This window comes from Amycolatopsis sp. NPDC003861 (genome assembly GCF_053605405.1).
Genome location: NZ_JBSGJD010000014.1, coordinates 24,884 through 48,079 on the forward strand (window position 1 = coordinate 24,884; position 23,196 = coordinate 48,079).

Sequence of the window (23,196 nt, forward strand, 5' to 3'; positions counted from 1 at the left end):
AACGCCACCCGGTGCAGATCGACGTCGAGTTCGTCCCCTCACCTGACTCGGCTCGAGATCGCTGATCTTGGGTGGGGTGCTGGCTGTTGAGCTGCGGTTTCGTCGTGTGAACGGCGAAAATCTGCGCACTGAGCGGCCGGTTCTAGGGGCCTGCCCATCGCTTCCCGGTTACGGCTTCAGCGACAAGCCGGCCGCGCCGGGGTGGGGGATCGAGCGGATGTCCGACGCGTGGTGCGAGCTGATGGCCCGGCTCGGCTACCGGCGGTTCGGTGCCCAGGGCAGCTGGTCGTGGACCGACTCCGGTGGCGACCTGCATCGGGCTATTACCCGGGATGAGATCTCCGGGTCGGCCGGGCGCCGGTGCCCGTACCCACCGGCTGTTCGGTCTTCCTCAAGGAGCTGCAGCGCCCGTCTCGGCGGTGGGCGGAGCGCCGGTTCCCGAACATCCGGTCCTGGAACGAGCCCGGCAAGGGCGGCCACTTCGCGGCGTTCGAGCAGCCGGCGTTGTTCATCGACGAGGTCCGGTCATTCTTCCGGCTGGTCCGCTGATGGTCACTCGGACTCGGTAAGCGGCTGGCTGAAGACCAACAAGTGCCCATCGGGTGTCCGTACGTTGAAGTCGCGCATCCCGTAGGGCCGGTCAGCCAGTGGCTCGACGATGTCGGCGCCGCGGGCGCGCAGCTCGTCGTGGCAGGAATCGACGTCGTCGACGACAACCGTCACCTTGGCCGGGTCGACGCTGCTTTCGGCGGACAGGTGGAACTCGGCGGAGTTGCGGACCACGGCCGCGTAGCTGGGTGGGGTCTCCCAGGTGAATATGGTGTCGAATCCGAGCACGTCCGTGAAGTACGACCGCGCTGCCTGCACATCTCGGCACGGCAGCACGGGAACCGCCACCCGCATGATCATTCGGACACCTTACCCGACTTTGGCTCAAGATCGCAGATCTTGGGTAGGGTGCTGGCTGTTGAGCTGCGGTTTCGTCGTGTGAGGGGTGAAAATCTGCGCACTGAGCGGCCGGTTCCAGGCTGTCTCTCGTGGCGTATGTGCGCACGGTGAAGACGGCGTCGGGGGCCAGGGCGGTGCAGATCGTGCACACCTCGCGTCGCGGGTCGCGGGACATCGAGCACATCGGCTCGGCGCATGACGATGCGGCGTTGCAGGCCGGCAGTGGTGCGCCGACTGCACGCCTAGGAGCGCTGGTCCTCGCCCGGAGCGTTCGTCCCGGTCTGCGACCCCGAGAGCTGCCGGGCCGTGTTGACCAGTCCGACCATGCTGAACGCCTGCGGCGTGTTGCCCACCTGACGTCCCAAATCCGTGTCGTACTCCTCCGAGAGCAGTCCGACGTCGTTGCGCAGCCCCAAAAGCTGCTCGAACAGCGAGCGGGCCTCGTCGGGGCGGCCGGTTGCGTGCAGGGCGTCGGCGAGCCAGAAGCTGCAGGCCAGGAAGCTGCCTTCGCCGCCCGGCAGCCCGTCCACCCCGCCGTCCGCGTCGGCGTCGTAGCGCCGGACGAAGCCGTCGTGGGCGAGCTCGGCGCGGACCGCGTCCACCGTCCCGCGGACCCGCGGGTCCTCCGCCGGCAGGAAGCCGACGCGCGGGATGAGCAGCAGTGCCGCGTCCAGCCCGCGCGAGCCGTAGAACTGGGTGAACGTGTTGCGGTCGGGGTCGTACCCGTGCGCGCAGACGTCCTGGTGGATCTTCTCCCGCAGCGCCCGCCAGTCCTCGACCGGGCCGTCGAGACCGTGCGCCCGCACCGTGTGCACCGCGCGGTCGACGCCGGCCCAGGCCAGCACCTTGGAGTGGACGAAGTGCCGCCGGTCGCCGCGGACCTCCCAGAGGCTGTTGTCCGGCTGGTCCCAGTGCCCTTCGAGGAAGTCGAGCAGGCCGCGCTGCAGGTCCCAGGCCGGGTGGAACGTCGGGAGCCCGGCCTCGCGGACCAGGTGCAGCCCGTCGAGGACCTCGCCCCAGACGTCGAGCTGGAACTGGTCCGCCGCGGCGTTGCCGACCCGGACCGGCGCCGAGCCTTCGTAGCCGGCCAGCCAGTCCAAAGTGGACTCCGGGAGCCGGCGGGTGCCGTCGAGGCCGTACATGATCTGCAGGTCGGCCGGGTCGCCGGCCACCGCGCGGACGAGCCATTCCCGCCAGGCGCGAGCCTCGTCGTGGTAGCCGGTGCCGATCAGGGCCTGTAGGGTGAACGTCGAATCGCGCAGCCAGCAGTAGCGGTAGTCCCAGTTGCGCGGCCCGCCGAGCTGTTCCGGCAGTGACGTCGTCGCGGCGGCGAGAATGCCGCCGGTCGGGGCGTAGGTCAGGGCCTTCAGGGTGATCAGCGCGCGCCGGACCGCGTCCGGCCACTGTCCCCGGTACCGGCAGCGGCCGATCCAGTCCGCCCAGAAGCGTTCGGTGTCGGCGAGCGCGGCCTCGGCGTCGGCGAACCGCGGCCGCGGCCGGTAGGAGGCGTTGTGGGTGAGGACGAACGGGACGCGCTCACCGGCGGCGACGGTGAACTCGGCGTGCGTGGCCAGGTCCTCGCCGTGCAGCGGCACCGGCGTGCGGACCCGGATCGCGTCCGGGCCGGCGACCGCGACGAACTCGCCGTTCTCCTGCCGGACCCACGGGGTGACGGAACCGTAGTCGAGCCGCAGCCGCAGCAGCATGCGCATCGGCACCCGGCCGGACACGCCTTCGACGATCCGGACGACGTCGGCGGCTTCCCCGCGCGGCGGCATGAAGTCCAGGACGCGGACGGTGCCGTCGGCGGTGTCCCATTCGGTCACCATGATCAGCGAGCCGCCGCGGTACGAACGCCGGGTCGCGGGCCCGCCGCCCGCCGGGGCGAGCCGCCAGGTGCCGGCGTGCTCGTCGCCCAGCAGGGCGGCGAAACAGGCCGGGGAGTCGAAGCGCGGCAGGCACAGCCAGTCGATCGCGCCGTCGCGCGAGAGCAGCGCGGCCGTGTGCAGGTCGCCCAGGAGGGCGTAGTCCTCGATCGGGGCCACGGCGATCAGCGCTCGAGGTCGAGGACGACCTTGACGTCGTCGTCGCCCGCTTCGAAGGCGTCGGCCGCCTGGCTCAAGGGCACCCGCCGGGTGACGAGCCCGCCCAGCCAGTCCGGGTCCGCGCGGCCGAGTGCGTCGGCGGCGGCCCGGTAGTGGCGGAGGTTGGCGTTGACCGAGCCGATGACGACGTCGTTCTCGAGAACGAGCTCGCGGTTGATCGTCCCGGCGTCCACGGTCAGGCTGCGCCCGGTGGAGGAGACGCCGGTGAGGCAGACGATGCCGTAGGAACCGGTGCCCGCCATCGCGTCGAACACCAGCGAGCCGGCGCCGGTGGCTTCGAGGACGATGTCCGGCTCCAGGGACGCCAGCACCTTCTCGATCGGCTCGTGGTGGTAGGTCGCGCCGAGCGCCTCGGCCAGGCGGGGCTTGGGGCCGTCGGTGACGCGGTCGAGGAGGTGGACGTCGAGGCCGCGCTGGACGCCCAGCAGCGCGCCGAGCAACCCGATCGGGCCCGCGCCGGTCACCAGCACCCGCTTCGGTTCGAACCACGCGCGTTCCCCGACGCGCTGGATCTGCTCCCACGCCTTCGCGACCACCGTCGTGGGTTCCATCAGCATGCCGACGTCCCGCAGGCGGGGATCGAGGCGCACCGCGTAGTCCGCCTCGACGGTCCACAGTTCGCTGCCGTAGCCGTCGATCTCCTTGATGCCGCGCTCGGTGTAGCGGCCGTTGCGGCACATGTCGAACTCGCCGGCCGCGCACGCGCCGCACGGCACCGGGTCGGGCCGCCGGACGACGCCGACGACGAGGTCGCCCTCGGCGAAGTCACCGGTGGCGGTGATCACCTGCCCGAGTGATTCGTGCCCCAGCACCAGGCGGTCCCGGCCGGGTGGTGCCCAGCCGTACTCGCCGCGGGCGATCTCCTTGTCCGTGCCGCACACGCCGAGCGCGAGGCCGCGGACCAGCAGCTCGCCGTGCGCCGGTTGCGGGTCGGGCACCGTGGCGACCCGCAGGGAGCCCTTCTGTTCCGGCACAACGGTCAGCGCTCGCATCTTCGTTCCTTCCCGCGACGGCGTGCTCGATCACGGGTTGACACCGTTGCGTTCCGCAAAACATGCGTGCGGGCAGCAATCAGCGGGCAAATGCGACGTTGCGGTGCACAAAGTCCGGACGGGACCGGAAACCGGCCCCGTCCGGGTGACGCTTTCAGCCGGCGGCGACGATGCGCCACCGCTGGTTGGCGCTGCCGCTGTCGCCGTACTGGCCGACGTCGGCGCCGCTGCCGGCGCGGCCCATGCCGTCGAGGTACAGGCCGGTGCTGCTGTTGCGGATGCGGACGTTGTTCGCGTCGGTCACCACCGACCACAGCTGGTTGCCGCTGCCGCTCCCGGCATACTGGGCCGCCGCGGCGCCGTTGGCGGTGCGACCCGCGCCGTCGAGGTAGAGGCCGGTGGCGCGGTTCTTGATCCGCACGCGGTTGCCGGCGTTCTCGATGACCCACTGCTGGTCGGCGCGGCCGGGGTCGGCGCTCGCCTGGCCGGCGGGGGAGCCACCGGCCGTGCGGCCCAGGCCGTCGACGGACAGGCCGGTGGCCGCGTTGACGATCCGGACGTACGTGCCGCCGCCGTCGCCCAGGCCCCACGCGTACCGCAGCCGGGTCAGCCCGCTCGGGTTGGACAGCGACAGCTTGATCCCCGGCCCGGTGCCGGTCTTGGTCGTCATGCTGTACCAGTCGCCGTCGCGCAGGCCCGGCCAGTACACGCTGCCGACGCCGAGGCTGCGCATCTTGCCGCTCACGCCCCGGATGTAGTCGGCGAAGAACGAGCCGCTCGGGATGCTGTAGTCGAGCGTGTCGTACTGCACGCCGTTCTTGCTTCCGGGCGACATCGGGCCGCCCCACTCGGTGACGACGGTCCGGTCCGCGTACGCGCCGATCGAGCCGCCGAGGTGGTCCGCCCACTCGGTTTCGCTTTCGTAGCCGGCGAAGAACGAATAGTCGTGGGCCGCCAGCAGCGTCCCGTCGAGCCGCCGGTCGCCGCCGACCGCGGGCACGTTCTGGGCGTACCCGGTGCCGTCGAGGATGACCCGGCCGCGCGGCATGCCGGGGTACCTGGCCAGCCAGGCGGTGTAGAAGTCGTTGAGCGCGGAAGCGCTGTAGGCGTACGGCTCGTTGATGACCTCGAAGTAGGCGTTCGGGTTGCTGCCGTACTTGGCGACGACCGTGTCCCACATCTGCTGGAACCGGCCGGTGTCGGTGGGTTTGCCGCCGGTGTAGGCCCAGTAGGCGAGGATCACCTTGCCCTTGGTGAGCGCCGTGTCGATCGCCCCGGTGTAGGTGCCCCAGTAGCCGGAGACCGTCGGTTCGTTGATCGGCATCCGGACCGTGTCGGCCCCGGTGATCGAGTACAGCTGGCCGACGACCTGGTTCGCGGTGGCGGCGGCCGAGGAGTACGTGTCGGCGGCGCCGAGCCCGGAGACGTACAGCACGCCGTTGACGAAGTTGTCCCGCGTGTCGGCCCAGTTGACGCCCTTGAACCCGGAGGTGGCCGCCTGGGCCTGCGGCGGGACGGCGGCCAGCAGTCCGCCGGCCAGTGCGGTCAGCGCCAGGAACCGCACCGCCTTGGAAAGCGTCCTGCGGAGCACGGAGTGGGTCGGTTTCATCGGTTCGTTCCTTCCCGGATCCCTGCGCAGCTTCGAGACATTGGGTAACACCTCGCCCGGGGAACCGGCCAGGGTTTCGAAGGAAAACGATCGGAATCGGTCAGGAAAGAACACGGCCGTGCCGCATCGAGCAGCGCCAGGGCTGTTCGATGCGGCACGGAATGCGGTCAGCCGAAGTTCACGTCACTGCACCACATGTACGTCTGGTCCTGGTGGGAAGCCTGCCAGATCGTGAAGATCACGTGGTGCCCGCGGTAGCCGGAGGTCTGGACGTTGAAGGTGATGTCCTTCGCCGGGGCGTAGCGGCCGGTCTGCGTCACCTGGTCCAGGTTGCCCCAGCCGAGGCGCTGGGTGACCGGGTCGTAGCCGTTCTTGCTGACGTAGACCCGGATGAAGTCGGCGCCGTGGCTGGCCTGGTCGTAGAGGTGCATCGAGAAGGTGCTGCCGATGGTGGTGGTCCGCCACTGGCCGGGGGTGTTCAGGGAGTTGTTGCGAGACAGGCCGTTGCTGCACAGCTGCCCGTCGGGCGTCGCGCCCTGGAAGTTGCCGTGCAGCCCGTCCCGCAACGCGCTCATCCAGTTCCACATGGTGTCGGCGTTGGCCTGGAAAGCCGCCCAGCACATCGGGTCCTGCTGCTGCATGGCGGGGTTCGTGTGCTGGCTGCCCCAATCCTTCCAGCACTGGTAGGCCCGGGTGGCGGGGCCGACGATGGTCCCGTGCGCCGAGGCGGTGGGAACCCCGACGAACAGGCAGGCCAGCCCGGCGGTGACGAGGGCGATGAGCCCCCGCCGTCCGGTGCCGGCCCCGAAGAAGGTGCGCCTGCGCATGGAATGAGCCTCCATTCTCGGAAGAACGTGCGGTTCATGTGGGAGCGCTCCCAGGGTGGCAGCAGCTTATTCTCGATCCGGACAAACGTCAACCAATAGCCGGACCGGAATTGGGGTTATTCCCCACCGCACCCGGTTTCGAAAAGAACGGAATTCCCGCCGAAACTTTCGGGTTCAGCAGGACGACGAGACGGTGACGTTCTGGTCGGACACGCGGATCACCCGCCCACCGGCGATGAAGAGCGACGTGCCCGCGTTCCCGCCCAGCCGCAGCACACATCCCGGTGCCGGCGCCGGATTCGCGGGGTCGGCCGACGAAAGCCGGACTTCCGGCGCCCGGATCACCGTCGTGCCGAGGACGCCGAAAGCCACCGGGCGGCCGGCCAGCGCGTCGGCCGCGAACCGGTCGCCCAGCCGGAACGGCAGCACCACCAGGAAGACCACCGCGAACCCGGCCAGCGCACCGGCCAGGCCGCGGAGCAGGTAACGCCCGGGCAGCGGAAGCCGCACCTCCGCCAGTGACCGCACGCCGGTGCCGAAGGACAGCCGGATCCACGTCGACTGCGCCGACGTCGCCCGGTTCTGCAACCACCGGACGGCCAGGAACGCCGCCAGGGCGACCAGGCCGACCAGGAACGCGCGGGCGACCAGCCAGGTGAAGGTGATCCCGACGTCTTCCGGGTCGACGCCGAGCACGCCGTAGAAGCGGGCCATCAGGAGCCAGCCGAAGGCGTAGGACAGGCCCGCCACGCCGGTGGTGATCTGCGCGGCCTGCGCCGCCCACTCCGAAACTCCGGCCAGTTTCGACGTGCTCACACGAACCTCACCAGGACGAAGATCGCGAGCAGCGCCCCGAGCAGCAGCCCGCCGGCGAAGATCCACCGGTCCGCCGTCCGCACGGCGGCCGGGTCGCCGACCGGCGCCGGTTCCACCACGGTGCCGGTGGTCTGCGCCGACGCCTTGTCCAGGCCCCGGCCCCATTCCGTCAGCGACGGCCGGGACCCGGCCGGTCCGGACGCCCGGACGACCAGCTCGGTGAGCGCGGCGGGCAGCCGTTCAGGCGGCAGCGCGTCACCCGGGTACCAGTGGGGCGAGACCAGCACCCGCGGCACCAGCAGGCCGAGGACGTAGGACGTCGACGCCCGGTCCGGGCGCGCGACCTCCTCGGTGAGCACGCGGCGGTCGGTCCAGTCGACCGTGGTGTAGAGCGGCGCGGAGCTTTCGCCGGCGAGCGGCCGCAGCGAGTCGCAGTCGAGGACGAACACCTCGGCGGGGTCGAGCTTCCACAGGAGGTTGTGCGACGCGAGGTCCTCGTGCACGAAGCCGTGGTCGTCCAGCCAGGACAGGACGTCCAGCAGGGCGCGCAGCAGATCGACCTTCTCGCGGTCGGTGGCTCGCGGCACGCCGAGCTTCTCGGACCGCTTTTCGTACAACAGGAAGTTGAAGTCGCGGACCCGCGTTCGGCCCGAAGGCAGGGTGAACTGGAACTCGGCCGCGGCCCGCACGACCAGCGCCCCGACGGCCTGGTCGCCTTCGCCGACGGTGGCGACCGGCCAGGCCAGCGTGCGCCGGACGTGGCCGAGCGTTTTCGCGTCCCAGCCGGCGTGCGTCCCGACCAGCCCGTCGAGCTCCGCGGCGTCCCGCGGTTCGGTGTACTTCTTGTACAGCAACGTCTTCCGCGGGCCGGCGATCGAGAAGACGGCCGACGCCCCGCCGCGCGCCAGCTGCTCGCCGACCGCGACCTCGGCTTCCGCGATGCGGGGCGGTACCGGCGGCCAGGCTTCGGCGCTCACGCCGAGTCGTCCCGGTGCCGGATCGCCCGGGACGTCACGAGCTGGTCGGTGTAGGACAGCAGATCGGCCAGGATCTGCTTGGCCAGCGGCTGGTCCGGGGAGTCGCTCAGCAGGCGCATCCCGGAAACCTGCATCGCGTCGAGGATGTGCTGCGCCTGCGACCGCTCCACGCCCACGGTGATGAGGATGACGCGGGGGTGGGCGTGCCGGTAGAACTCGTTCAGCGCCTCCCGCCAGCCGCGGTCCGCGGGGACGCCGTCGGTCACCAGCAGCACCAGCGGCCGGTGGAACGACACCCCGGCGGCCAGGTGGGCGGCCGCGTCCGCGTCGGTCAGCCGGGTGAGCAGCTGGAAAGCGGGGCCGAACCGGGTTTCCCGGCCCGGCGACAGGGCGGGGAGGCCGGTCACCTCGGTCAGGTCCGAAAGCGGCAGGACGCACCGGGCGTTTTCGGCGAAGGCCACCAGGCAGACCCGGACCCGGTCGCCCAGGAGCGGCGACTCCAGCAGTTCGTCGGTCATCGCGGTGAGCACGTGCTCGATCTCGACCAGGCGCCCGGCCATCGACGGCGAAGTGTTCACCACCAGGTAGATCGGCATGATCCGGTGCAATCCGCACTCCCCGCTCGTCCGGCCCGGAGCGCACCCCGGGACAGCCACCCCCCCTGAGAGGACCGCTTACCGCGGGGAGTCGTCGGACGGACCGGCCACCGTTACACGCCACGTCGTCGGGTGGTGCTCTGCGCGGTCACGGCCCGCAGCGTCTTCCGGTGGCCGACGACGTGCTCGCCGCCGCCAGGCCGTCCGCGGGGTTGGCGCTCGGTGCGGACACACCGGTGGACGGAGTCGGCGGACGAGGCCCGGATCAGCACGCACGGGAGCCTGGTCGTGTTCGTCGCCCGGAAGTCCAATGTGGTCTTGGTGGTGGACTGCACTTCCCCCGGCAGCAAGGGAATCGAGGCGGCCGTCACCGGGTACGCGAGAACACTGCTGGACTCGGTCGCGCTTTCCCGGCGCCGACCGCGTCAGGCCGCTTCGACCGCCTCGGCGAACCGCCACGGCAGCAGGCGGAGCACGCGCAGCACCCGGCCCGCCGGGTCGACGCGCACGGTGCAGGCGATGCCCCGGCCGGTGGCGAGCAGGTAGCCGTGCTCGACGGCGGCCAAGCCCGTGGCGCTGAGGAACTGCACGCCGCACAGGTCGATCACCAGGTGGGTCGGCGTGCTCGAGACCGTGGTGGCGATCAGGTCGCGCAGCCGCGGGGCCGTGGCGAGGTCCAGGTCCCCGGCCGCTTCGACGACCGCGGTGCCCGGTGCGGGCCGGTGGGCGGTGAGGCGGAAAGCGACCGGCGGTTCGACCGTGCCGGAAACCGTGGGCAGCGTGTGGTGGCAGGTGGTCATGGTGGCCTCTTTCGTCGGCCACACCCTAGGTACAACGCTGAAGTGAAATCGCGGAACGGAAAACCGCGCGACAACTGATGCCCCGAGCGCAGGGGGAGTCTCGTGCCGGCCGTCGGCTCGACCGCTGCCCTCAGCATAGGCCATCCGGGCACCGGCGGCAGGAACCGGGAACTGCTTGAACGCGCAACTGGATGCGAGTAGTAGTGGCAGGAGGACCGAACGAAGTCCAGTCACTCTCCAGGGGAGAAGCAATGCCACTTGGTTTCAGCCTTCCGGTGTTCGGCAAGGCGGCGGCCACGCCGGGCGGGATCGCGCGGTACGCGCGCGAGGCGGAACGGGCCGGCGCGGCCGGGTTGTGGGTCGGCGACCGGCTGCTGTCGCCGGTCGACCCGGTCGTGCCGTATCCGGGCTACGACACCATGCCCGAGGAGTTCCACACCGCGCAGGACCCGTTCACCGCGCTGGCCATCGCCGCGGCCGTGACCGAGACCGCGGTGCTCGGGTCGAGCACCATCAACGCGACCCAGTACCAGCCCGCCAACTTCGCCAGGCTGCTGACCAGCATCGACGTCGCGAGCAACGGGCGGCTGCTCCCCGGCCTGGGCATCGGCTGGTCCCCGGACGAGTACGCGGCGGTCGGCGTGCCGATGTCCGAACGCGGCAAGCGGCTCGACGACCTGCTCGACCTCCTGGAAACGTGGTGGTCCAAGGACACCGTGACGCACGAGGGCGTCGGCTACAAGATCGCGGAGTCGAACGTCGCGCTGAAGCCGGTGCGCAAGCCGCCGGTGCACCTGGCCGGCTTCGGCGAGAAGTCGCTGCGCCGCGTGGCCGAGCGGGCCGACGGCTGGCTGCCGGTCTGGTCGGTGCCCGAGCAGTTCCCCGCGGACGTGATCACCTCGACCCTGGCCAAGTTGCGCGCGGACGCCGAGCGCGCCGGCCGCGACCCGCAGGCGCTGGGCGTGGCGCTGCGGGTGAACGCGGCCCCGGGCACCGAAGCGGAGGCGATCGCCGAGTCGGTCACCAAGATCGTCGAACTGGTGGCGCCGGACCACACGTTCGTGGACCTCACCTACCTGACCAGCAGCGTCGAGGAACACCTGGACCTGACCGGCCGGCTGCTGGAGCTGACCGCCAAGGGCTGAGCCCCGTCCACGTCGGCGGCACCGCGGGTCCGGCACCCGCGGTGCCGACACCGGCTCAGAGGGACGGCTTGCCGGGCTGGTAGAGCCAGGTCCGGAAGAACGAGCCGAGGTCGCGGCCGGTCAGCCGCTCGACGAACCGGATGAACTGCCGCGTCGAGACGTTGGTGTACCGGTTCGCCGACGGCCACTCCTTGAGCACCCGGAAGAAGGCGCGGTCACCGATCTTCGTGCGCAACGCGTGCAGGGTCATCGCGCCGCGGTTGTAGACCAGGTCGTCGAAGATGTGGTCGCGGCCCGGGTCGGCGACCTGGCCGCTCCAGTCCTCTTCGTCCGCGTACGTCTTCTCGAACGTCTGCTGCACCGGGACGCCGTTGAACTTCTCCTGGTAGAGCCACTCCGAGTAGGTCGCGAAGCCTTCGTTGAGCCAGATGTCCGACCAGTGCACCGGGGTGAGGCTGTCGCCGAACCACTGGTGGCCGAGTTCGTGGGCGAGCAGGTCGCCGTCGACGTCGCTGGTCTTGTGGTCGTAGACCGGCCGGCTCTGCGTCTCGAGGGCGTAGCCGACGCCGACGTCGGCGAGGATGCCGCCGGTCGAGTCGAACGGGTAGGTGCCGTACACCGACGACTCCCACTGGACGATCTGCGCGGTGGTCTGGTTGAACACCTTGCCCTGACCGGGTTTCGTGTCGATCGACCGGCCGATCGCGGTGAGGTTCGGCAGGCCGCCGGCCGCCACGCCGCGGGTGACGTTGTAATCGCCGATCGCGAGCATGCTCAGCTCGCTGGCCATCGGCCGGTTCATGGTCCAGCGGAAGGTGGTCCGGTGATCGCGGGTGGTGGTGGGCCCGGGTTCGCCGTTGGCCAGCACGGTGAGCCCGGCCGGCACGGTGATGGTCTGGGTGTAGGTCGCCTTGTCGTCGGTGGTGTCGTTGACCGGGTAGTAGGTCGCCGCACCGATCGGTTGGTTGAGCGCGACCGCACCGTCCTTGGTGGCGACCCAGCCGGACAGGCCCAGCGCGGGGTCGTCGATCTTCTGCGGCACGCCGGCGTAGGACACCGAGACGACGAACGGGGTGCCCTTCCGCAGCCCGGACGGCGGGGTGATCACCAGCTCCTGGGCACCGCTGCGGGTGAAGGCGGCGTTCCGGCCGTTCACCGAGAGCCTGCTGATCGTCAGCGGCCCCTGGAAGTCCAGGTCGAAACGGGAGAGGTGCTGGGTGGCCGTGGCGAAGATCGTGGTGGTCGCGTCGATCGCCTGGGTGCCGGGGTCGTACGCGAGCCGGATGTCGTAGTGGCCGACGTCGTAGCCGCCGTTGCCCATGTCGGGGAAGTACGGGTCGCCGGCGCCCGGCGCACCGGGGGAGAACACCGGCGCCGCCTCGGCCGCCGGGCTCGTCGCGGCCACCAACCCGGCGGACAGGACGCAGGAGACGAGCAACAACAGACCACGGCCGCGGCAGACGCCTCGCATCGATCCTCCTCGGCAATCATCGACGCTGAAGCGTAGGTCCGACCCGGCACCCGGATCAACCGAACGCAACGCGCCGGACGCTGACCTGCTTCAGTCCTCCGTGGCCCACCGGTGCACCGCGAACCGGCTGCCGTCGCGGCGGACCTCGGCCGCGCCCGATCCTCCGAAGTGAGCGGGGACGACGAGCTCGCCGGTGTCCGCCGCGCGTTCGAGGATCGCTCGCCGGGTGGTGGCGGCCTGCCGCGGGTCTTCGCAGAAGCAGCTGCTGTGCTCCGGGGCCACGATCTGGGCGGGGCTGTGCAGGAGGTCGCCGACGAACACCGCCCGGCCCGCGCCGGAGGACACCCGCAGCACCGACGCGCCGGGGGTGTGGCCCGGGGCGGCTTCGAGGGTGAGGTTGCGGTCGAGGCGGTGGTGGTCTTCCCACAGTTCGGCCCGGCCGAGCACGGGGGCGACGCTGTCGGCGTAGACGAGCAGGCTGCCTTCGCGGCGAAGCTGCTCGTGCGGAGTGCGCGGGGCGGGACGGCGATGGGCGTTGCCCGGGTCGAAGTACCCCTGGTCGACGCGGGGGATCAGGTAGGTGGCGCGGGGAAAGGTGGGCACCCAGTCGCCGTTGCGCAGTTCGGTGTTCCAGCCGACGTGGTCGTAGTGGATGTGGGTGTTGACGACGACGTCGACGTCCTCGGGCCGGACGCCGGCCGCGGCCAGCCGCTCGAGGAACGGCGTCGCGAGGTGGTCGAACAGCGGGATCTGCGGCCGGTCCCGGTCGTTGCCGACCCCGGTGTCGACCAGGATCACCCGGCCTTCGCTGCGGAGCACCCAGGTCTGCACGGCACCGCGGTAGCCGCCGGTTTCCGGGTTCCAGTGGTCGGGGGCGAGCCAGCCGGCGTTGCCGGTCCAGAGCTTCGGCGGGCTGCCGGGGATGATCGTCTGCACCGGGGCGATCTCGCCCTGCCACTCGACGACCTTGACGACTTCCACTTCACCGATGTGCATGACGCCACGCTAGGACGGCCGAGCGAGCGTTTCCATGCGTCATCGGCTTGTTTCGATGCTCGATCGTCTCAGGGCTACGCTGTCCGTGTGGACGTGCTCAGTGACGCGATCGCCGCGGTGCGGGTCGGCCGGCCCACGTCGAACCGGCTGCAGGCCGGTCCGGACTGGTGCTACCGCTTCGCGCCGTACGAAGGTGCGGGTTTCCACGTGCTGCTGCGCGGCAGCGGCTGGCTGGTCCCGGACGACGGGGAGCCGGTGGCGCTCGGTCCCGGCGACGCGGTCCTGCCGGCGCGGTGCCGTTCGAGACGGCGGTGGCCGAGCCGGCCGGGCGCACCGAGTTCCTGTGCGGCAAGTACCGGCTGTCCCACGCGCGGCAGCACCCCTTGCTCGCGAGCCTGCCGGAGGTCGTGCACCTGCCCGCCGAGGTCGGGCGCCACCCCGAACTGCGCGCGGCGATCGACCTGCTCGGGGTCGAGGTGAGCGAGCGGCGGCCGGGCTCGGCGACGGTCCTCTCCGGCCTGCTGGACGTGCTGCTGGTCTACCTGATCCGCGCCCGGCTGGCCGACCACCCGGACCCGGGCTGGCCGCAGGCGCTGCGGGACCCGGAAGTCGCGGCCGCGCTGGAAGCGCTGCACGAGCACCCCGAAGCGCCGTGGCGGGTCGAAGACCTGGCCGCCCGGGTCGGCCTGTCCCGGGCCACCCTGGCCCGCCGCTTCACCGCGCTGACCGGCCGGCCGCCGATGGCGTACCTGACCTGGTGGCGGCTCACCACCGCGGCACGGCTGCTGCAGGACACCGACCTGGCCTTGCCGTCGATCGCCGCGAAGGTCGGTTACGCCTCGCCGTTCGCTTTCTCGCACGCGTTCAAGCGCCAGTTCGGCACCGCGCCGGGCGGATTCCGGGACGACGGCCGGACTGGCACACTCGGGCGGTGATCCTCGGATACGTCCTCGCCGTGCTGGCCGCCGTCGCCTCGGGCAGCGGTTCCATCCTGGAGTCGGCCGGCGTCCGGCGGGCCGGGGCCTTCGGCGGCTCGCCCCAGGATCTGGTCGCGCTGCGCCGGCAGCCGCTCTACTTCCTCGGGGTGGGCGTCGATCTGCTCGGGTTCGTCTTCGCCGCCGCGGCCCTGCACCGCCTGCCGCTGTTCCTGGTCCAGTCGGTACTCGCGTTCAGCGTCGGCGTGACCGCGACGATCTCCGCGATCCTCGGCGTCCGGCTGGCCGGCGCCGGGTGGGCCGCGCTGGGCGTGGGGGCGACCGGCCTGGTGCTGCTCGGCCTGTCCGCGGACCCGGGCCCCGCGCGCCTCCTGCCGCCCGGGTGGAAGCTGCTGCTGGTGGGCGTGGCGGTGGTCATCGCGGCGATCGCGTTCACCGCCCAGCGCGGAAACGGCCGCTGGGCGCCGATCGTGCTGGGGTTCTGCGCCGGGCTGGGGTTCAGCACCGTCGGGATCGCGGCGCGCACGCTCGACGCGTCCGGGCCGGTCTGGCACCTCGTCCTCGAGCCGGCGCTGTGGGCGATGATCGCCAACGGGCTCGTCGCGGCGGTGGCGTTCGCGATGGCCCTGCAACGCGGCCGGGCGACCGCGGTCACCGCCATCATGTTCACCACCAACACGGCGGTGTCCTCGCTCATCGGCGTGGCGCTGCTGAACGACCGCGTCCGCGAGGGCTTCACCGCCGCGGCCGTGGCGGGGTTCGTCCTCGCGGTCGCCGGAGCGATCGGCACCGCCCACTACGCGGCCGGCCACCGGACGGAGCCCAGCACGTCCGCGGCGTGAGCGCGGGTTCAGGTCAGGCGTAGCCGCGCTTGAGCATCATGCCCGCGGCTTTGCCGAACTCGGCGTCGGTCGGGATGGCGAAGCCCAGCGCGTTGGCGTAGCGGGTGACGATGTTGAACACGGCTGCGACCGCGGCCGCGTCTTCGAGCTGCCGCCGCGTCACTCCCGCGGCCAGCGCCGCCCGGATGTGCCCGCTCTCCAGGTCTTCGGGGTGCAGTGTCATGGTTTCCAGCACGCCGAGCGTGGCGCGCAACGGGTCCGAGATCGGCGCGGTGTGGTAGTCGGCGAGGGCCGCGTCGGCCACCGCCGTGTCCATCCCGTGCACGGCGATGGCCCGGTGCGCCCCGACGCAGAAGGGGCACGAGTTCCACTTGGCGACCATCGCGGCCATCAGCTCCCGCTCCGCGACGGACCACCCGCTCGGCCCGCGCATCGCCGCTTGCGTCCACGCGCCGAGCGCCGTCCCGACGAAACCCTTGTGGTAGAAGGCAACCCGGGCCGCGTCCGGAAGACGCGCGCCCAGCGCCAGCGAGATGACCCGGATCAGCAGCCTGCTGCGGAGACCGTCGCCGCGTTCGACTTCAGGCAGGCGCATCGGTCGCCTCCGCGATCACCCGCGCGGCGGCGTCCCACCGGGCCAGGCCCGCGCCGACGCAGGCGGACAGGACGATCTCGAACGCGGCCTTGTCACTACCGCTCGCTTGCCGCACGGCCTCGACCTCGGCGTCGGTGACCCGGTAGGAGGCGGCCCCGATCTGCCGCGCCAGCTCGTCGTACGGTTCGGCGACGGGCGGCCCACCCGCCGCGCGGCCCGCGACGGCAGTGCGTAGCGCTGCCTCGGTGATCCCGGTGTCGCCGCCCATCGCCGTGCGCAGCGTTTCCGCGCGACGGCGGTGTGATTTGTCGGGTTCTGTGCTCATCGTGGCCTCTCCGCTGCTCCTGGGATCGGGTCCGGTGTGGACGGTATCGGCTTCAATTCCCGCGCGGCATCCCGTTGCGCCGATCGGCAGACTTTTCGAGCGCTCGGACGCGGCCGGCGAGGTACCGCTGGTCGGCGGGGTTGGTGGCGAGTTCGTGAGCGCGCCGGTACGCCGCGACCGCGTCGCCGGTCCGGCCGAGGCGGCGCAGGAGATCGGCGCGGGCGGCGTGCCGCAGGTGGTAGCCGTCGAGGCCGTCGATCCGGTCGATCAGGGCCAGCCCCTCGGCCGGGGTGGTGGCCATCGCGACCGCGACGGCGTGGTTGAGCGCGACCACCGGCGACGGCGTCGCGGCGAGCAGCTGCTCGTACACCGCGGCGATCGCGGGCCAGTTCGTTTCTTCGGCCGTCGGCGCCTGGGCGTGCAGGACCGCGACGGTCGCCTGCAGCAGGTAGGGCCCGGACGTCCCGAACCGCAGGGCCCGGTCCAGCAGCCGCACGGCTTCGGCGATCTCGGCACGGTCCCAGCGGGACCGGTCCTGGTCTTCGAGCAGGACGAGGTCCCCGGCCGGCGTGTACCGGGCGGCCGAGCGCGCGTGGTGGGCCAGCAGCAGCGCGACCAGGGCGAGGGCTTCCGGTTCGTCGGGCATCAGGGTGGCGACGAGCTTGGCGAGGCGGATCGCCTCCTGCTGCAGTTCGCGGTATTCGGGCTGGTCGCCGCCGGCGGTGTAGCCGCGGGTGAAGATCAGGTAGATCACCGCGAGGACGCCGGAGAGCCGCTCGGGCAGCAGGTGGTCGGCGGGGACGTCGAGGCTGATGCCCGCGTCGCGGATCTTGCGCTTGGCCCGCACGAGCCGCTGGGCCAGGGCCGGCTCGGCGACCAGGAAGGCCCGGGCGATCTGCCCGGCGGTCAGGCCGGCCACGGCCTGCAGCGTCAGGGCGACCCGCGCTTCCTCGGCCAAGGCCGGGTGGCAGCAGGTGAAGAGCAGGCTGAGCCGCTCGTCGCCGACGCCGAGCAGGCGCTGTTCGTCGAAGTCCACGGTCGCCGCCTCCGGCGGTGGTGCGAGCCGGGCGAGCTTGTCCCGGCCGGTGCGGGCCCGCCGGAGACGGTCGATCGCCCTGTTGCGGGCCGCGGTCAGCAGCCAGGCCACCGGATCGCCGGGCGGCTGGTCGTCCCAGCGGCGCAGGGCGAGCGCGCACGCGTCCTGCAGCGCGTCTTCGGCGAGTTCGAAGTCACCCAGCACACGAACCAGGGCGGCGAGCATCACCGTGCGGTGCTCGCGGAAGGTCGTCGACAGGACGGCCGCGGCCGTCATGCGCCGGTCGACGGACGGTGGTCGAGATCCGGAACCCCGGCGATCGGCCGCACTTCGATCGTCCCATCGGCGGCCATCGGGCAGAGCGCGGCCAGCTCGAGGGCTTCGTCGAGGTCGCGGCAGTCGAGGACGTAGGTGCCACCGAGGTGTTCGTGGGTCTCGGGGAACGGCCCATCGGTGATCAGCGTCTTGCCGTCGCGGACGCTGACGGTGGTGGCGGTGTGCTCGCCTTGGAGCGGGTGCCCGGAGACGAACGCCCCCCGCCGCCGGCATTCCTCGGCGAAGGCGTTGACCCGGGCCAGGGCGTCGGGGAAGGCGGGATCGCCGGGTTCGGGCCGGTCGCAGTTGTAGATCAGCAGCATGTATTGCACGTGTCCTCCAGGCCGGTGCGTCGGGTGCCTCGAAGAGGATGACGAACGGCTCGCCCGGAACTCGACAGCACCTTCGGAGATTGTCGGCCACAGGGGGACGGCCCAGTAGTTTGCCCGGTAGCCGAACTTTCGCCGGGTGCAACGAAATACCGCCCGCCAGGATCGGCTGATCGTGGCGGGCGGTTTCGAGAGAGTGGAGCTAGGGGGACTCAAACCCCTGACCCCCTCACTGCCAATGAGGTGCGCAAGGCCCCCTGACCTGCGGTTTTGGCGAAACCGCAGGTCGATTGGGGCAGTGAGCGCACTTCGGTGCGGCTCAGCGCGGTTCTGGGAGGGGCTTTGCCCCAGCTGTGCCCCAGCGAAATTGGTGAGAAAGACTGTCCACGTTCGTCTCGAACGGCTGTGCGGTCTTCGCGCCCCGGGTTGGTGCCGGCCGAGCAACATCGAGATTTTGCGGCGCCCTGCAGCCGGAACCCCACAGTGACGAGTTACGTCAGTCGCCGACAGCGGCCTCATCAGGCGCGGGCCGAACGACCGCGCCTGTCGTCAGAAAATGACCGTATGAGCCGCGTCGCAGGCGGACCATCGGACGCCATCTCCTCGAGGCTGGTACCGCTGGTGGTGCGGTCAAGACGAGTCCGTTCATCGATTCGCCCCCAGCCGGACGAGGTCGATGCTGACGAGCGGCCCGCCGAGTTGGTGCAGCTTTCCGCCTTCGGCGAGGCGGCCAAGATCGATCGGCGCGTAGCCGAGGTTGGTGAGCACGGCGCTCAACGTCTTCTTGGCGGCTGCGTCGTCTCCCGAGACGAACAGCACGCGATTTCCGCCGGCGGTCTGGGGCTCGGCTCCGAGGACAGCCGCGCCGAGGTGGTTGAGGGTTTTGATCACGTGTGCACTGGGGGCCAGCGCGGCGATCTGCTCGCTCGACGTCGGCTGTCCGAGTGCCGGGCGTGCCGAGAAGTCGTTGGTGGCGTCGACGAGCACTCGGCCGTTCCAGTCGGGCAGTCCGGCGAGCGCCTTGGCTGCCTGCGGGTGGGGCACGGCGAGCACCACGATCTCGGCCTGCGCGGCCTCGTCCCTCGTGGCGGCGATAGCGCCGGGCCCGAGATCGGCCACGAGTTCTGCGAGTGTTTCAGGGCCGCGGCTGTTGCTCAGCAGCGCCTCGTGGCCGGCTGCGACGAGGCGCCGGGCGAACGCGGTGCCGATCGCGCCGGCTCCGATGATGCCGATTCGCATGGTTGTTCCCCTGTCGTGTGTGGATGGGCTGATGGTTCAGTCGTGGGGGCTCAGACCATCTTGTTTCCGCTGAGCGTCCGTTCGGCGGTGAGGTAGGGCTGGACGACGTCCCAGTGCTCGACGATGCGGCCGTTGTCGAAGCGGAAGATGTCGACGATCGCGGCGTCGCCTTCAGGCAGCCAGCCGCTGACCTTGCTGTGGGCGATGACGTAGTCGCCGTCTTCAAAGATTCTTTCTGGGTTCCAGCTGAAGCCGACGAGCGACGGCACGGCGGTGCGCAGGGCGTCGAGGCCGTTGGGGAGGTGGGGACTGTGCTGGACGTACGGTTCCGCCCAGTATCGGTCCAGAGCTGTCAGGTCTTTCTGCTCGAAGAGTTCGTGCATGGCGGTGCGCAGGACGTCCTTGTTGGACATGGTCGGCTCCAGTGGTGTGCGATCCGAAGTTGATGGAGACCATCGTCGGGTGCAGGCGCTGCGGGCGGCGCCCGTTGGATGACTGGCGTCGTGACGGTCACGAAGTACCGGAAGGAACGGACAGGGGCGCGGTGCCGGCGCCGCGCGGGGGTAGCTGTCGATCTGTCGGCCACACCGGTGTGCACGCCGTGGCCTTCCAGCCCGTCCGCTGTGAAGGTTTCGGGCGCGAACGACCTCCGCGGTCGGAGGTGTAGTGCTGGGCGTCGTGCCGATCGACCGATCATCCAGCTTCTGGCCCAGATTCTTCAGGGGGCCGGCCCTCCCTGCGGTGCAGGCCAACGCTCGCCGGCCGTCCATCTGGAGCCATGTGGCCGGGATCAAGAAGGCGATCACGTTGCTGCCGGACTTGCACTTCGACGTGCACAAGGTGGTCGCCTCCGGTGACTGGGTCAGCGTGGCGTCCAAGGTGACGGGGCAGGGCAACACCACGAAGGTCATCGTGGACACTTTCCGCTTCGAGGATGGCAAGGCCGCCGAACATTGGGATGTCACCCAGGACGAGGCTGCCGCGCCGGTCCTCGTGCGGTCATCGCCGGAACCTCTCGCACACGACGTCGTACCGGTCGTGGAGAAACTTCGGTGAAGGGAACGAGGTCTTCGTCCATGCGCGGGTTACCGGCTTCATGCCGGTGCCGCTGATCGCCGCCTGCATCTTGCGGCTCGACGAGGACGGGAAGATCACCGCTCACTGGCCTACTGTGCAGGAGGAGGTGCCTGCCGAGGGCACCGCCAACGGAAACCCGATGACCACACCGCGCCTGACTGTGTGAGAACACCGGCGACTGGGGAGGCAACGAACTGGGCCTGGTTCGAGCCGTTCGAGCCCTGTACCGGTGGTGCGACCAAACGCCGAAGGCGTCCATCTTGGATGCCTTCGGCGTTTGGTCGTGTATCCCCCGGCGAGTCGGCGTCTCGTCCTCCGCGGGACTGCGCGCGCGGCGGACTGAGGTCGTCGGCTGCCAGGCTTGCTGGTCAGCCGGGGCAGCCGCGGCGGGAGGGTGATGCCGGTCAGGCCGCGAAGCGTGGTGCAGGCCGGCGGCGTCATCGCGCCAGTGCACGATCCAGCAAGTCGCGGGACGCGGTCATGAACTTGTCGACCCGGTCCGGGGTCATGGTGAGCGACGGCCGGATCGGGCGGGCCTTGCGGTCGAACATCACGCCGGTGCGCTCGTCGAGGTCGTCGGTGAACAGCAGTGGCACGATGCGTTCGGCGTAGGTCTGCGGGGACTGGGCGAGCAGTCCGACGAGCGCCTCGGTCGCCTTGTGCGCGACGCTGCCTTCGCCGAGGTAGTTGGCGCGGATGCCGGTTTTGATCAGGCCGGGGTTGAGGCCGAAGAACGCCGATCCCGTCGTGGCGTTGGCGCCGTGAATGGTCAGCGCCTCGTTGGCCACGACGGTGTTCATGTGCGCGCTGTTCTGGTTGTAGGCGGTCAGCGCGTTGAGGTCGTCGGGGTTTCCGTCCTGGTCGCCGCCGGGGCCGGCCATGATGAACACCCGCGCGCGGGGCGAGTTGGCGGGGCGAGCGGTGCCGATGCGCGAGCCGAGGCCGCGCAGCAGGGCGTAGCGGCTGAGGTAGCTGATGGCCATGTCGCGCTCGATGCCGTCCGCGGTTTCCTCGCGGATCTTGGCGGCGGTGATGCCGTTGGTGAACAGGACGACGTCCTCGCTCTCCACGGGAAGCTCCTCGCCCACCCGGATGGCTTCCTTCATGGCGGACAGGTCGGCCTGGGCGAAGCGCAGCCGCTCGTGCGGGGTGTCTCGGAAGGTACGGCCGACGACGGTGACGTCGGCGCCGCGGGCCAGGGCTTGGCGGGCGATCGCCTGGCCGAGGCCGTTGGTGCCACCGATGACGGTGAGGCGCTTGCCGGTCAGGTCGAGGTGGTCGATGGGGGCGGAGTGGACGATGGTGCTGCGGTCGAGAGTTCCGAAGGCTCCCATGGTGATCAGTCCTTTGGTGAGAGGTGCGAACGGTGGGCGAAGGGTGGTGCGTCACGGGGGCGGCCGCGCCGTGTGTTGTCGCGGGCGTGTTTCGTCGGCGGCCGCGGCGGAGAGTCCGGCACGCTGAGCGAGCTGCGGGCCGCCGGTGTTATCGGCTGCGGATCAGCGCGGGTCGGGGCGGAGGCGGACGACGCGTTTGCCGAAGCCATGCCGGGTGGCGACGTCGAGGTAGGCGCGGCGGATCTCCTCGAGCGGGTATTCGGCCTCGATCGGCACGACCAGCTGCTGCTTGACGACCAGGTCCAGGAGCTTCTCCCAGATTTCCGGGGACATCGCATCCGCGTTGCCCCGGACTTGCGCGCCGTGGCGTTCGGCCGCTGCGTAGTCGGCGATGGTGTTGATCCGGTGCGGCGGCACGCCGAGGTCGATGGCGAGGTCGACGTATCCGCCGCCGAAGGTGTCGAAGACCGCGTCGATGCCGTTCGGGGCCAGCTCCTGGAGCTGGTCACGCAGACGCGGCCCGTAGAAGACCGGTTCGACCCCGAGCTCCTGGAGCCGGCCGGCATGGGCGGGAGAGGTGCCGCCGATGACCCGCGCGCCGTGGAGCCGGGCGAGCTGGGCGGTGAAGATGCCGGACCCGCCCGAAGCGGAGGAGACGAAGACGGTCTCCCTCTCGGCCGGTTTGATGGCCGCGACACTGCCCCAGCCGGTGGCGCCCGATGCGGGGATGGTGGCGGCGGGGGCGAAATCCAGACCTGCGGGGATCTTCGCGGCACCGGAGGCGTCGATGACGGTGTAGTCGGCCATCGCGGCGCGGGGCGCGAACCCGATCACCGGGTCGCCGACGGCGAAGCCGGTGACGCCGGGGCCGGGCGCGGCGACGACGCCGGAGAAGTCGTGCCCCTGGCCCATCGGGAATTCCGCCGGCCACCGCTGGGCGTACACGCCTTCGCGGATGCCGACTTCGGCCGGGTTGAGCGAGGCCACCACGACCTGGACGAGGAGCTGTCCTTCGGCGGGGTCGGGGCGGGGGAGGTCGACGACGGACAGGACTTCGGGTCCGCCGTAGCGGGTGAACTGCACTGCTCGTGGCATGGGTTGCTCCTGGCTCGGGAAACGTGGTCAGGTCGAAACGGGCGGTCCGTGCCGGTCGAGAGGGCGTTCTCGGCGACTGTGCCCGCTCACTTGCTGCTGTGGTCTACTCAAGCGATTGCATGAACGTTCATGTATTACTGGCAGTTCTGTGCCCTGCGTCGTCGCCGGTGATGGGCGGTGCGCTGGTCCTGTTGCTGCTCGCGCTCGGACGGAGTCTCAGTGCGATCGGCGCGCTGGGCCCGGCCTCTTTTCCGGGCTCAGTCGCCGGTGGTTTCCAAGTGGCGGCGCAGCGCCGCCGTGAGCTTCTCGACGCCCGCGAGCTCCTCGGCGGTGAGTGCGTCGACGAACAGCTCGCTGATCGCTTGCAGGTGGGGCTCGGCTCCGCGGCGCAGCTCCGTTGCCCCGGTCTCGGTCAGCACGATCTCGGCCGCGCGCAGGTCTTTCGCGCTGCCCTCGCGGGTGACGAGGTCTCGACTCTCCATCCGCCGCAGGTGGTGGGACAGCCGGCTGCGCTCCCAGTCGCACACGTCGGCCAGTGCCCCCGACCGCAGCCGGTGCCCCGGCGCCTCGTGCAAGGCGAGGAGAACCTGGTAGTCCGCGGGAGACAAGATCGATTCGCGCTGCATCCGCCGCGCCATCCGCGTCTTGAGCCGTTCCGCGGTTTCGATGAAGTCCCGCCAGATCCGCAGCTCGTCACGCGACGGCCGGCGTCGCTTTGCGCTCGCCTCGCTCATGCCCTCACCCCGTAGTTGACCCGTCAGTTGCTGACGTGTCAACAATAGCTCCGTGGGG

The 23,196-nt window shown here is 70.9% G+C and carries 25 protein-coding genes and 1 pseudogene; 6 read left to right on the top strand and 20 right to left on the bottom strand.

Translation table 11 applies throughout. The features are described from left to right. Positions 1 to 360: 360 nt before the first annotated feature. Positions 361 to 549, top strand: coding sequence for a hypothetical protein (locus ACWEVN_RS06145; RefSeq protein WP_452050471.1), 189 nt, complete (start codon positions 361 to 363; stop codon positions 547 to 549). Positions 550 to 552: 3 nt separating this feature from the next. On the opposite strand, the gene ACWEVN_RS06150 is transcribed toward ACWEVN_RS06145, so the two are convergent. The 9 genes from ACWEVN_RS06150 to ACWEVN_RS06190 form a co-directional block, all read right to left on the bottom strand. Beyond that, the gene (locus tag ACWEVN_RS06150) at positions 553 to 909 is read right to left on the bottom strand and encodes a glyoxalase superfamily protein (protein WP_449684369.1); all 357 of its coding nucleotides are present in this window, start codon (positions 907 to 909) and stop codon (positions 553 to 555) included. A gap of 281 nt (positions 910 to 1,190) precedes the next feature. Next, positions 1,191 to 2,993 (bottom strand): glycoside hydrolase family 15 protein, encoded by a 1,803-nt coding sequence (locus ACWEVN_RS06155; protein WP_452050472.1) that lies wholly within the window; start codon positions 2,991 to 2,993, stop codon positions 1,191 to 1,193. Positions 2,994 to 2,998: 5 nt separating this feature from the next. Beyond that, positions 2,999 to 4,045: a glucose 1-dehydrogenase gene (locus ACWEVN_RS06160; protein ID WP_452050473.1), complete on the bottom strand. Its 1,047-nt coding sequence runs from the start codon at positions 4,043 to 4,045 to the stop codon at positions 2,999 to 3,001. 154 nt (positions 4,046 to 4,199) lie between these two features. Continuing rightward, positions 4,200 to 5,654: an RICIN domain-containing protein gene (locus tag ACWEVN_RS06165; protein WP_452050474.1), complete on the bottom strand. Its 1,455-nt coding sequence runs from the start codon at positions 5,652 to 5,654 to the stop codon at positions 4,200 to 4,202. A gap of 167 nt (positions 5,655 to 5,821) precedes the next feature. Beyond that, positions 5,822 to 6,481, bottom strand: coding sequence for a lytic polysaccharide monooxygenase auxiliary activity family 9 protein (locus tag ACWEVN_RS06170; RefSeq protein WP_449684373.1), 660 nt, complete (start codon positions 6,479 to 6,481; stop codon positions 5,822 to 5,824). 174 nt (positions 6,482 to 6,655) lie between these two features. Next, positions 6,656 to 7,297: a hypothetical protein gene (locus tag ACWEVN_RS06175; RefSeq protein ID WP_452050475.1), complete on the bottom strand. Its 642-nt coding sequence runs from the start codon at positions 7,295 to 7,297 to the stop codon at positions 6,656 to 6,658. Next, a complete protein-coding gene (locus tag ACWEVN_RS06180) occupies positions 7,294 to 8,274 on the bottom strand; it encodes a hypothetical protein (RefSeq protein ID WP_452050476.1) in 981 nt (326 codons plus the stop codon). Before ACWEVN_RS06180 ends, ACWEVN_RS06175 begins: the two co-directional genes overlap by 4 nt. Then, entirely contained in the window at positions 8,271 to 8,870 is a 600-nt protein-coding gene (locus ACWEVN_RS06185; protein WP_449684376.1) for a vWA domain-containing protein, read from the bottom strand. The genes ACWEVN_RS06180 and ACWEVN_RS06185 overlap by 4 nt, the downstream gene beginning before the upstream one ends. Before the next feature lie 425 nt (positions 8,871 to 9,295). Next, positions 9,296 to 9,670 (bottom strand): STAS domain-containing protein, encoded by a 375-nt coding sequence (locus tag ACWEVN_RS06190; protein WP_452050477.1) that lies wholly within the window; start codon positions 9,668 to 9,670, stop codon positions 9,296 to 9,298. 251 nt (positions 9,671 to 9,921) lie between these two features. Between ACWEVN_RS06190 and ACWEVN_RS06195 the strand changes: the two genes are divergently transcribed. After that, positions 9,922 to 10,815 carry a TIGR03619 family F420-dependent LLM class oxidoreductase gene (locus tag ACWEVN_RS06195; RefSeq protein ID WP_452050478.1) on the top strand — a complete coding sequence of 298 codons (894 nt, stop codon included), beginning with the start codon at positions 9,922 to 9,924 and terminating at the stop codon, positions 10,813 to 10,815. A 55-nt stretch (positions 10,816 to 10,870) separates the two neighbouring features. Here ACWEVN_RS06195 and ACWEVN_RS06200 read toward each other — a convergent pair whose 3' ends face one another. Both ACWEVN_RS06200 and ACWEVN_RS06205 read right to left on the bottom strand, forming a co-directional pair. After that, on the bottom strand, positions 10,871 to 12,286 hold the full coding sequence (locus ACWEVN_RS06200; protein ID WP_452050479.1) for a M1 family metallopeptidase: 1,416 nt from the start codon (positions 12,284 to 12,286) through the stop codon (positions 10,871 to 10,873). Between the two features lie 90 nt (positions 12,287 to 12,376). Continuing rightward, a complete protein-coding gene (locus ACWEVN_RS06205; RefSeq protein WP_452050480.1) occupies positions 12,377 to 13,282 on the bottom strand; it encodes an MBL fold metallo-hydrolase in 906 nt (301 codons plus the stop codon). An 87-nt stretch (positions 13,283 to 13,369) separates the two neighbouring features. On the opposite strand from ACWEVN_RS06205, the pseudogene ACWEVN_RS06210 reads away from it, so the two are divergent. Together ACWEVN_RS06210 and ACWEVN_RS06215 are read left to right on the top strand one after the other, a co-directional pair. After that, a pseudogene (locus ACWEVN_RS06210) lies at positions 13,370 to 14,217 on the top strand (AraC family transcriptional regulator). Further along, entirely contained in the window at positions 14,214 to 15,059 is an 846-nt protein-coding gene (locus tag ACWEVN_RS06215) for a hypothetical protein (protein ID WP_449684382.1), read from the top strand. The pseudogene ACWEVN_RS06210 and the gene ACWEVN_RS06215 overlap by 4 nt, the downstream one beginning before the upstream one ends. Before the next feature lie 13 nt (positions 15,060 to 15,072). On the opposite strand, the gene ACWEVN_RS06220 is transcribed toward ACWEVN_RS06215, so the two are convergent. From ACWEVN_RS06220 to ACWEVN_RS06245, 6 genes are all read right to left on the bottom strand, one after another. Then, positions 15,073 to 15,654: a carboxymuconolactone decarboxylase family protein gene (locus ACWEVN_RS06220; protein WP_452050481.1), complete on the bottom strand. Its 582-nt coding sequence runs from the start codon at positions 15,652 to 15,654 to the stop codon at positions 15,073 to 15,075. Then, positions 15,641 to 15,979 (bottom strand): hypothetical protein, encoded by a 339-nt coding sequence (locus ACWEVN_RS06225; RefSeq protein WP_452050482.1) that lies wholly within the window; start codon positions 15,977 to 15,979, stop codon positions 15,641 to 15,643. Before ACWEVN_RS06225 ends, ACWEVN_RS06220 begins: the two co-directional genes overlap by 14 nt. Before the next feature lie 52 nt (positions 15,980 to 16,031). After that, positions 16,032 to 17,291: an RNA polymerase sigma factor gene (locus ACWEVN_RS06230; protein WP_452050483.1), complete on the bottom strand. Its 1,260-nt coding sequence runs from the start codon at positions 17,289 to 17,291 to the stop codon at positions 16,032 to 16,034. Continuing rightward, positions 17,288 to 17,662, bottom strand: a complete 375-nt coding sequence (locus ACWEVN_RS06235) for a YciI family protein (RefSeq protein ID WP_452050484.1) — start codon at positions 17,660 to 17,662, stop codon at positions 17,288 to 17,290. Before ACWEVN_RS06235 ends, ACWEVN_RS06230 begins: the two co-directional genes overlap by 4 nt. Positions 17,663 to 18,304: 642 nt before the next feature. Then, a complete protein-coding gene (locus ACWEVN_RS06240; protein ID WP_452050485.1) occupies positions 18,305 to 18,898 on the bottom strand; it encodes an NADPH-dependent F420 reductase in 594 nt (197 codons plus the stop codon). A 50-nt stretch (positions 18,899 to 18,948) separates the two neighbouring features. Further along, complete coding sequence (locus tag ACWEVN_RS06245; protein WP_449684387.1) at positions 18,949 to 19,311, bottom strand: nuclear transport factor 2 family protein; 363 nt, start codon at positions 19,309 to 19,311, stop codon at positions 18,949 to 18,951. 253 nt (positions 19,312 to 19,564) lie between these two features. On the opposite strand from ACWEVN_RS06245, the gene ACWEVN_RS06250 reads away from it, so the two are divergent. Both ACWEVN_RS06250 and ACWEVN_RS06255 read left to right on the top strand, forming a co-directional pair. After that, positions 19,565 to 19,954 carry a nuclear transport factor 2 family protein gene (locus ACWEVN_RS06250; protein ID WP_452050486.1) on the top strand — a complete coding sequence of 130 codons (390 nt, stop codon included), beginning with the start codon at positions 19,565 to 19,567 and terminating at the stop codon, positions 19,952 to 19,954. A gap of 40 nt (positions 19,955 to 19,994) precedes the next feature. Beyond that, entirely contained in the window at positions 19,995 to 20,141 is a 147-nt protein-coding gene (locus ACWEVN_RS06255) for a hypothetical protein (protein ID WP_449684389.1), read from the top strand. A gap of 271 nt (positions 20,142 to 20,412) precedes the next feature. Here ACWEVN_RS06255 and ACWEVN_RS06260 read toward each other — a convergent pair whose 3' ends face one another. The 3 genes from ACWEVN_RS06260 to ACWEVN_RS06270 all read right to left on the bottom strand — a co-directional run bounded on the left by ACWEVN_RS06260 (position 20,413) and on the right by ACWEVN_RS06270 (position 23,138). Then, on the bottom strand, positions 20,413 to 21,309 hold the full coding sequence (locus ACWEVN_RS06260) for an SDR family NAD(P)-dependent oxidoreductase (RefSeq protein ID WP_452050487.1): 897 nt from the start codon (positions 21,307 to 21,309) through the stop codon (positions 20,413 to 20,415). A gap of 162 nt (positions 21,310 to 21,471) precedes the next feature. Continuing rightward, positions 21,472 to 22,404, bottom strand: coding sequence for an NADP-dependent oxidoreductase (locus ACWEVN_RS06265; RefSeq protein WP_452050488.1), 933 nt, complete (start codon positions 22,402 to 22,404; stop codon positions 21,472 to 21,474). Positions 22,405 to 22,661: 257 nt separating this feature from the next. Continuing rightward, the gene (locus tag ACWEVN_RS06270; protein WP_449684392.1) at positions 22,662 to 23,138 is read right to left on the bottom strand and encodes a MarR family winged helix-turn-helix transcriptional regulator; all 477 of its coding nucleotides are present in this window, start codon (positions 23,136 to 23,138) and stop codon (positions 22,662 to 22,664) included. Between the last annotated feature and the right edge of the window lie 58 nt (positions 23,139 to 23,196).

Bases quoted from the DNA above. Each gene is read 5' to 3' on its own strand.
- ACWEVN_RS06150 (WP_449684369.1), bottom strand. From the start codon at position 909: ATGATCATGCGGGTGGCGGTTCCCGTGCTGCCGTGCCGAGATGTGCAG.
- ACWEVN_RS06160 (WP_452050473.1), bottom strand. From the start codon at position 4,045: ATGCGAGCGCTGACCGTTGTGCCGGAACAGAAGGGCTCCCTGCGGGTC.
- ACWEVN_RS06165 (WP_452050474.1), bottom strand. From the start codon at position 5,654: ATGAAACCGACCCACTCCGTGCTCCGCAGGACGCTTTCCAAGGCGGTG.
- ACWEVN_RS06170 (WP_449684373.1), bottom strand. From the start codon at position 6,481: ATGCGCAGGCGCACCTTCTTCGGGGCCGGCACCGGACGGCGGGGGCTC.
- ACWEVN_RS06185 (WP_449684376.1), bottom strand. From the start codon at position 8,870: ATGCCGATCTACCTGGTGGTGAACACTTCGCCGTCGATGGCCGGGCGC.
- ACWEVN_RS06190 (WP_452050477.1), bottom strand. From the start codon at position 9,670: ATGACCACCTGCCACCACACGCTGCCCACGGTTTCCGGCACGGTCGAA.
- ACWEVN_RS06195 (WP_452050478.1), top strand. From the start codon at position 9,922: ATGCCACTTGGTTTCAGCCTTCCGGTGTTCGGCAAGGCGGCGGCCACG.
- ACWEVN_RS06200 (WP_452050479.1), bottom strand. From the start codon at position 12,286: ATGCGAGGCGTCTGCCGCGGCCGTGGTCTGTTGTTGCTCGTCTCCTGC.
- ACWEVN_RS06205 (WP_452050480.1), bottom strand. From the start codon at position 13,282: ATGCACATCGGTGAAGTGGAAGTCGTCAAGGTCGTCGAGTGGCAGGGC.
- ACWEVN_RS06220 (WP_452050481.1), bottom strand. From the start codon at position 15,654: ATGCGCCTGCCTGAAGTCGAACGCGGCGACGGTCTCCGCAGCAGGCTG.
- ACWEVN_RS06225 (WP_452050482.1), bottom strand. From the start codon at position 15,979: ATGAGCACAGAACCCGACAAATCACACCGCCGTCGCGCGGAAACGCTG.
- ACWEVN_RS06230 (WP_452050483.1), bottom strand. From the start codon at position 17,291: ATGACGGCCGCGGCCGTCCTGTCGACGACCTTCCGCGAGCACCGCACG.
- ACWEVN_RS06240 (WP_452050485.1), bottom strand. From the start codon at position 18,898: ATGCGAATCGGCATCATCGGAGCCGGCGCGATCGGCACCGCGTTCGCC.
- ACWEVN_RS06245 (WP_449684387.1), bottom strand. From the start codon at position 19,311: ATGTCCAACAAGGACGTCCTGCGCACCGCCATGCACGAACTCTTCGAG.
- ACWEVN_RS06255 (WP_449684389.1), top strand. From the start codon at position 19,995: ATGCCGGTGCCGCTGATCGCCGCCTGCATCTTGCGGCTCGACGAGGAC.
- ACWEVN_RS06260 (WP_452050487.1), bottom strand. From the start codon at position 21,309: ATGGGAGCCTTCGGAACTCTCGACCGCAGCACCATCGTCCACTCCGCC.
- ACWEVN_RS06265 (WP_452050488.1), bottom strand. From the start codon at position 22,404: ATGCCACGAGCAGTGCAGTTCACCCGCTACGGCGGACCCGAAGTCCTG.
- ACWEVN_RS06270 (WP_449684392.1), bottom strand. From the start codon at position 23,138: ATGAGCGAGGCGAGCGCAAAGCGACGCCGGCCGTCGCGTGACGAGCTG.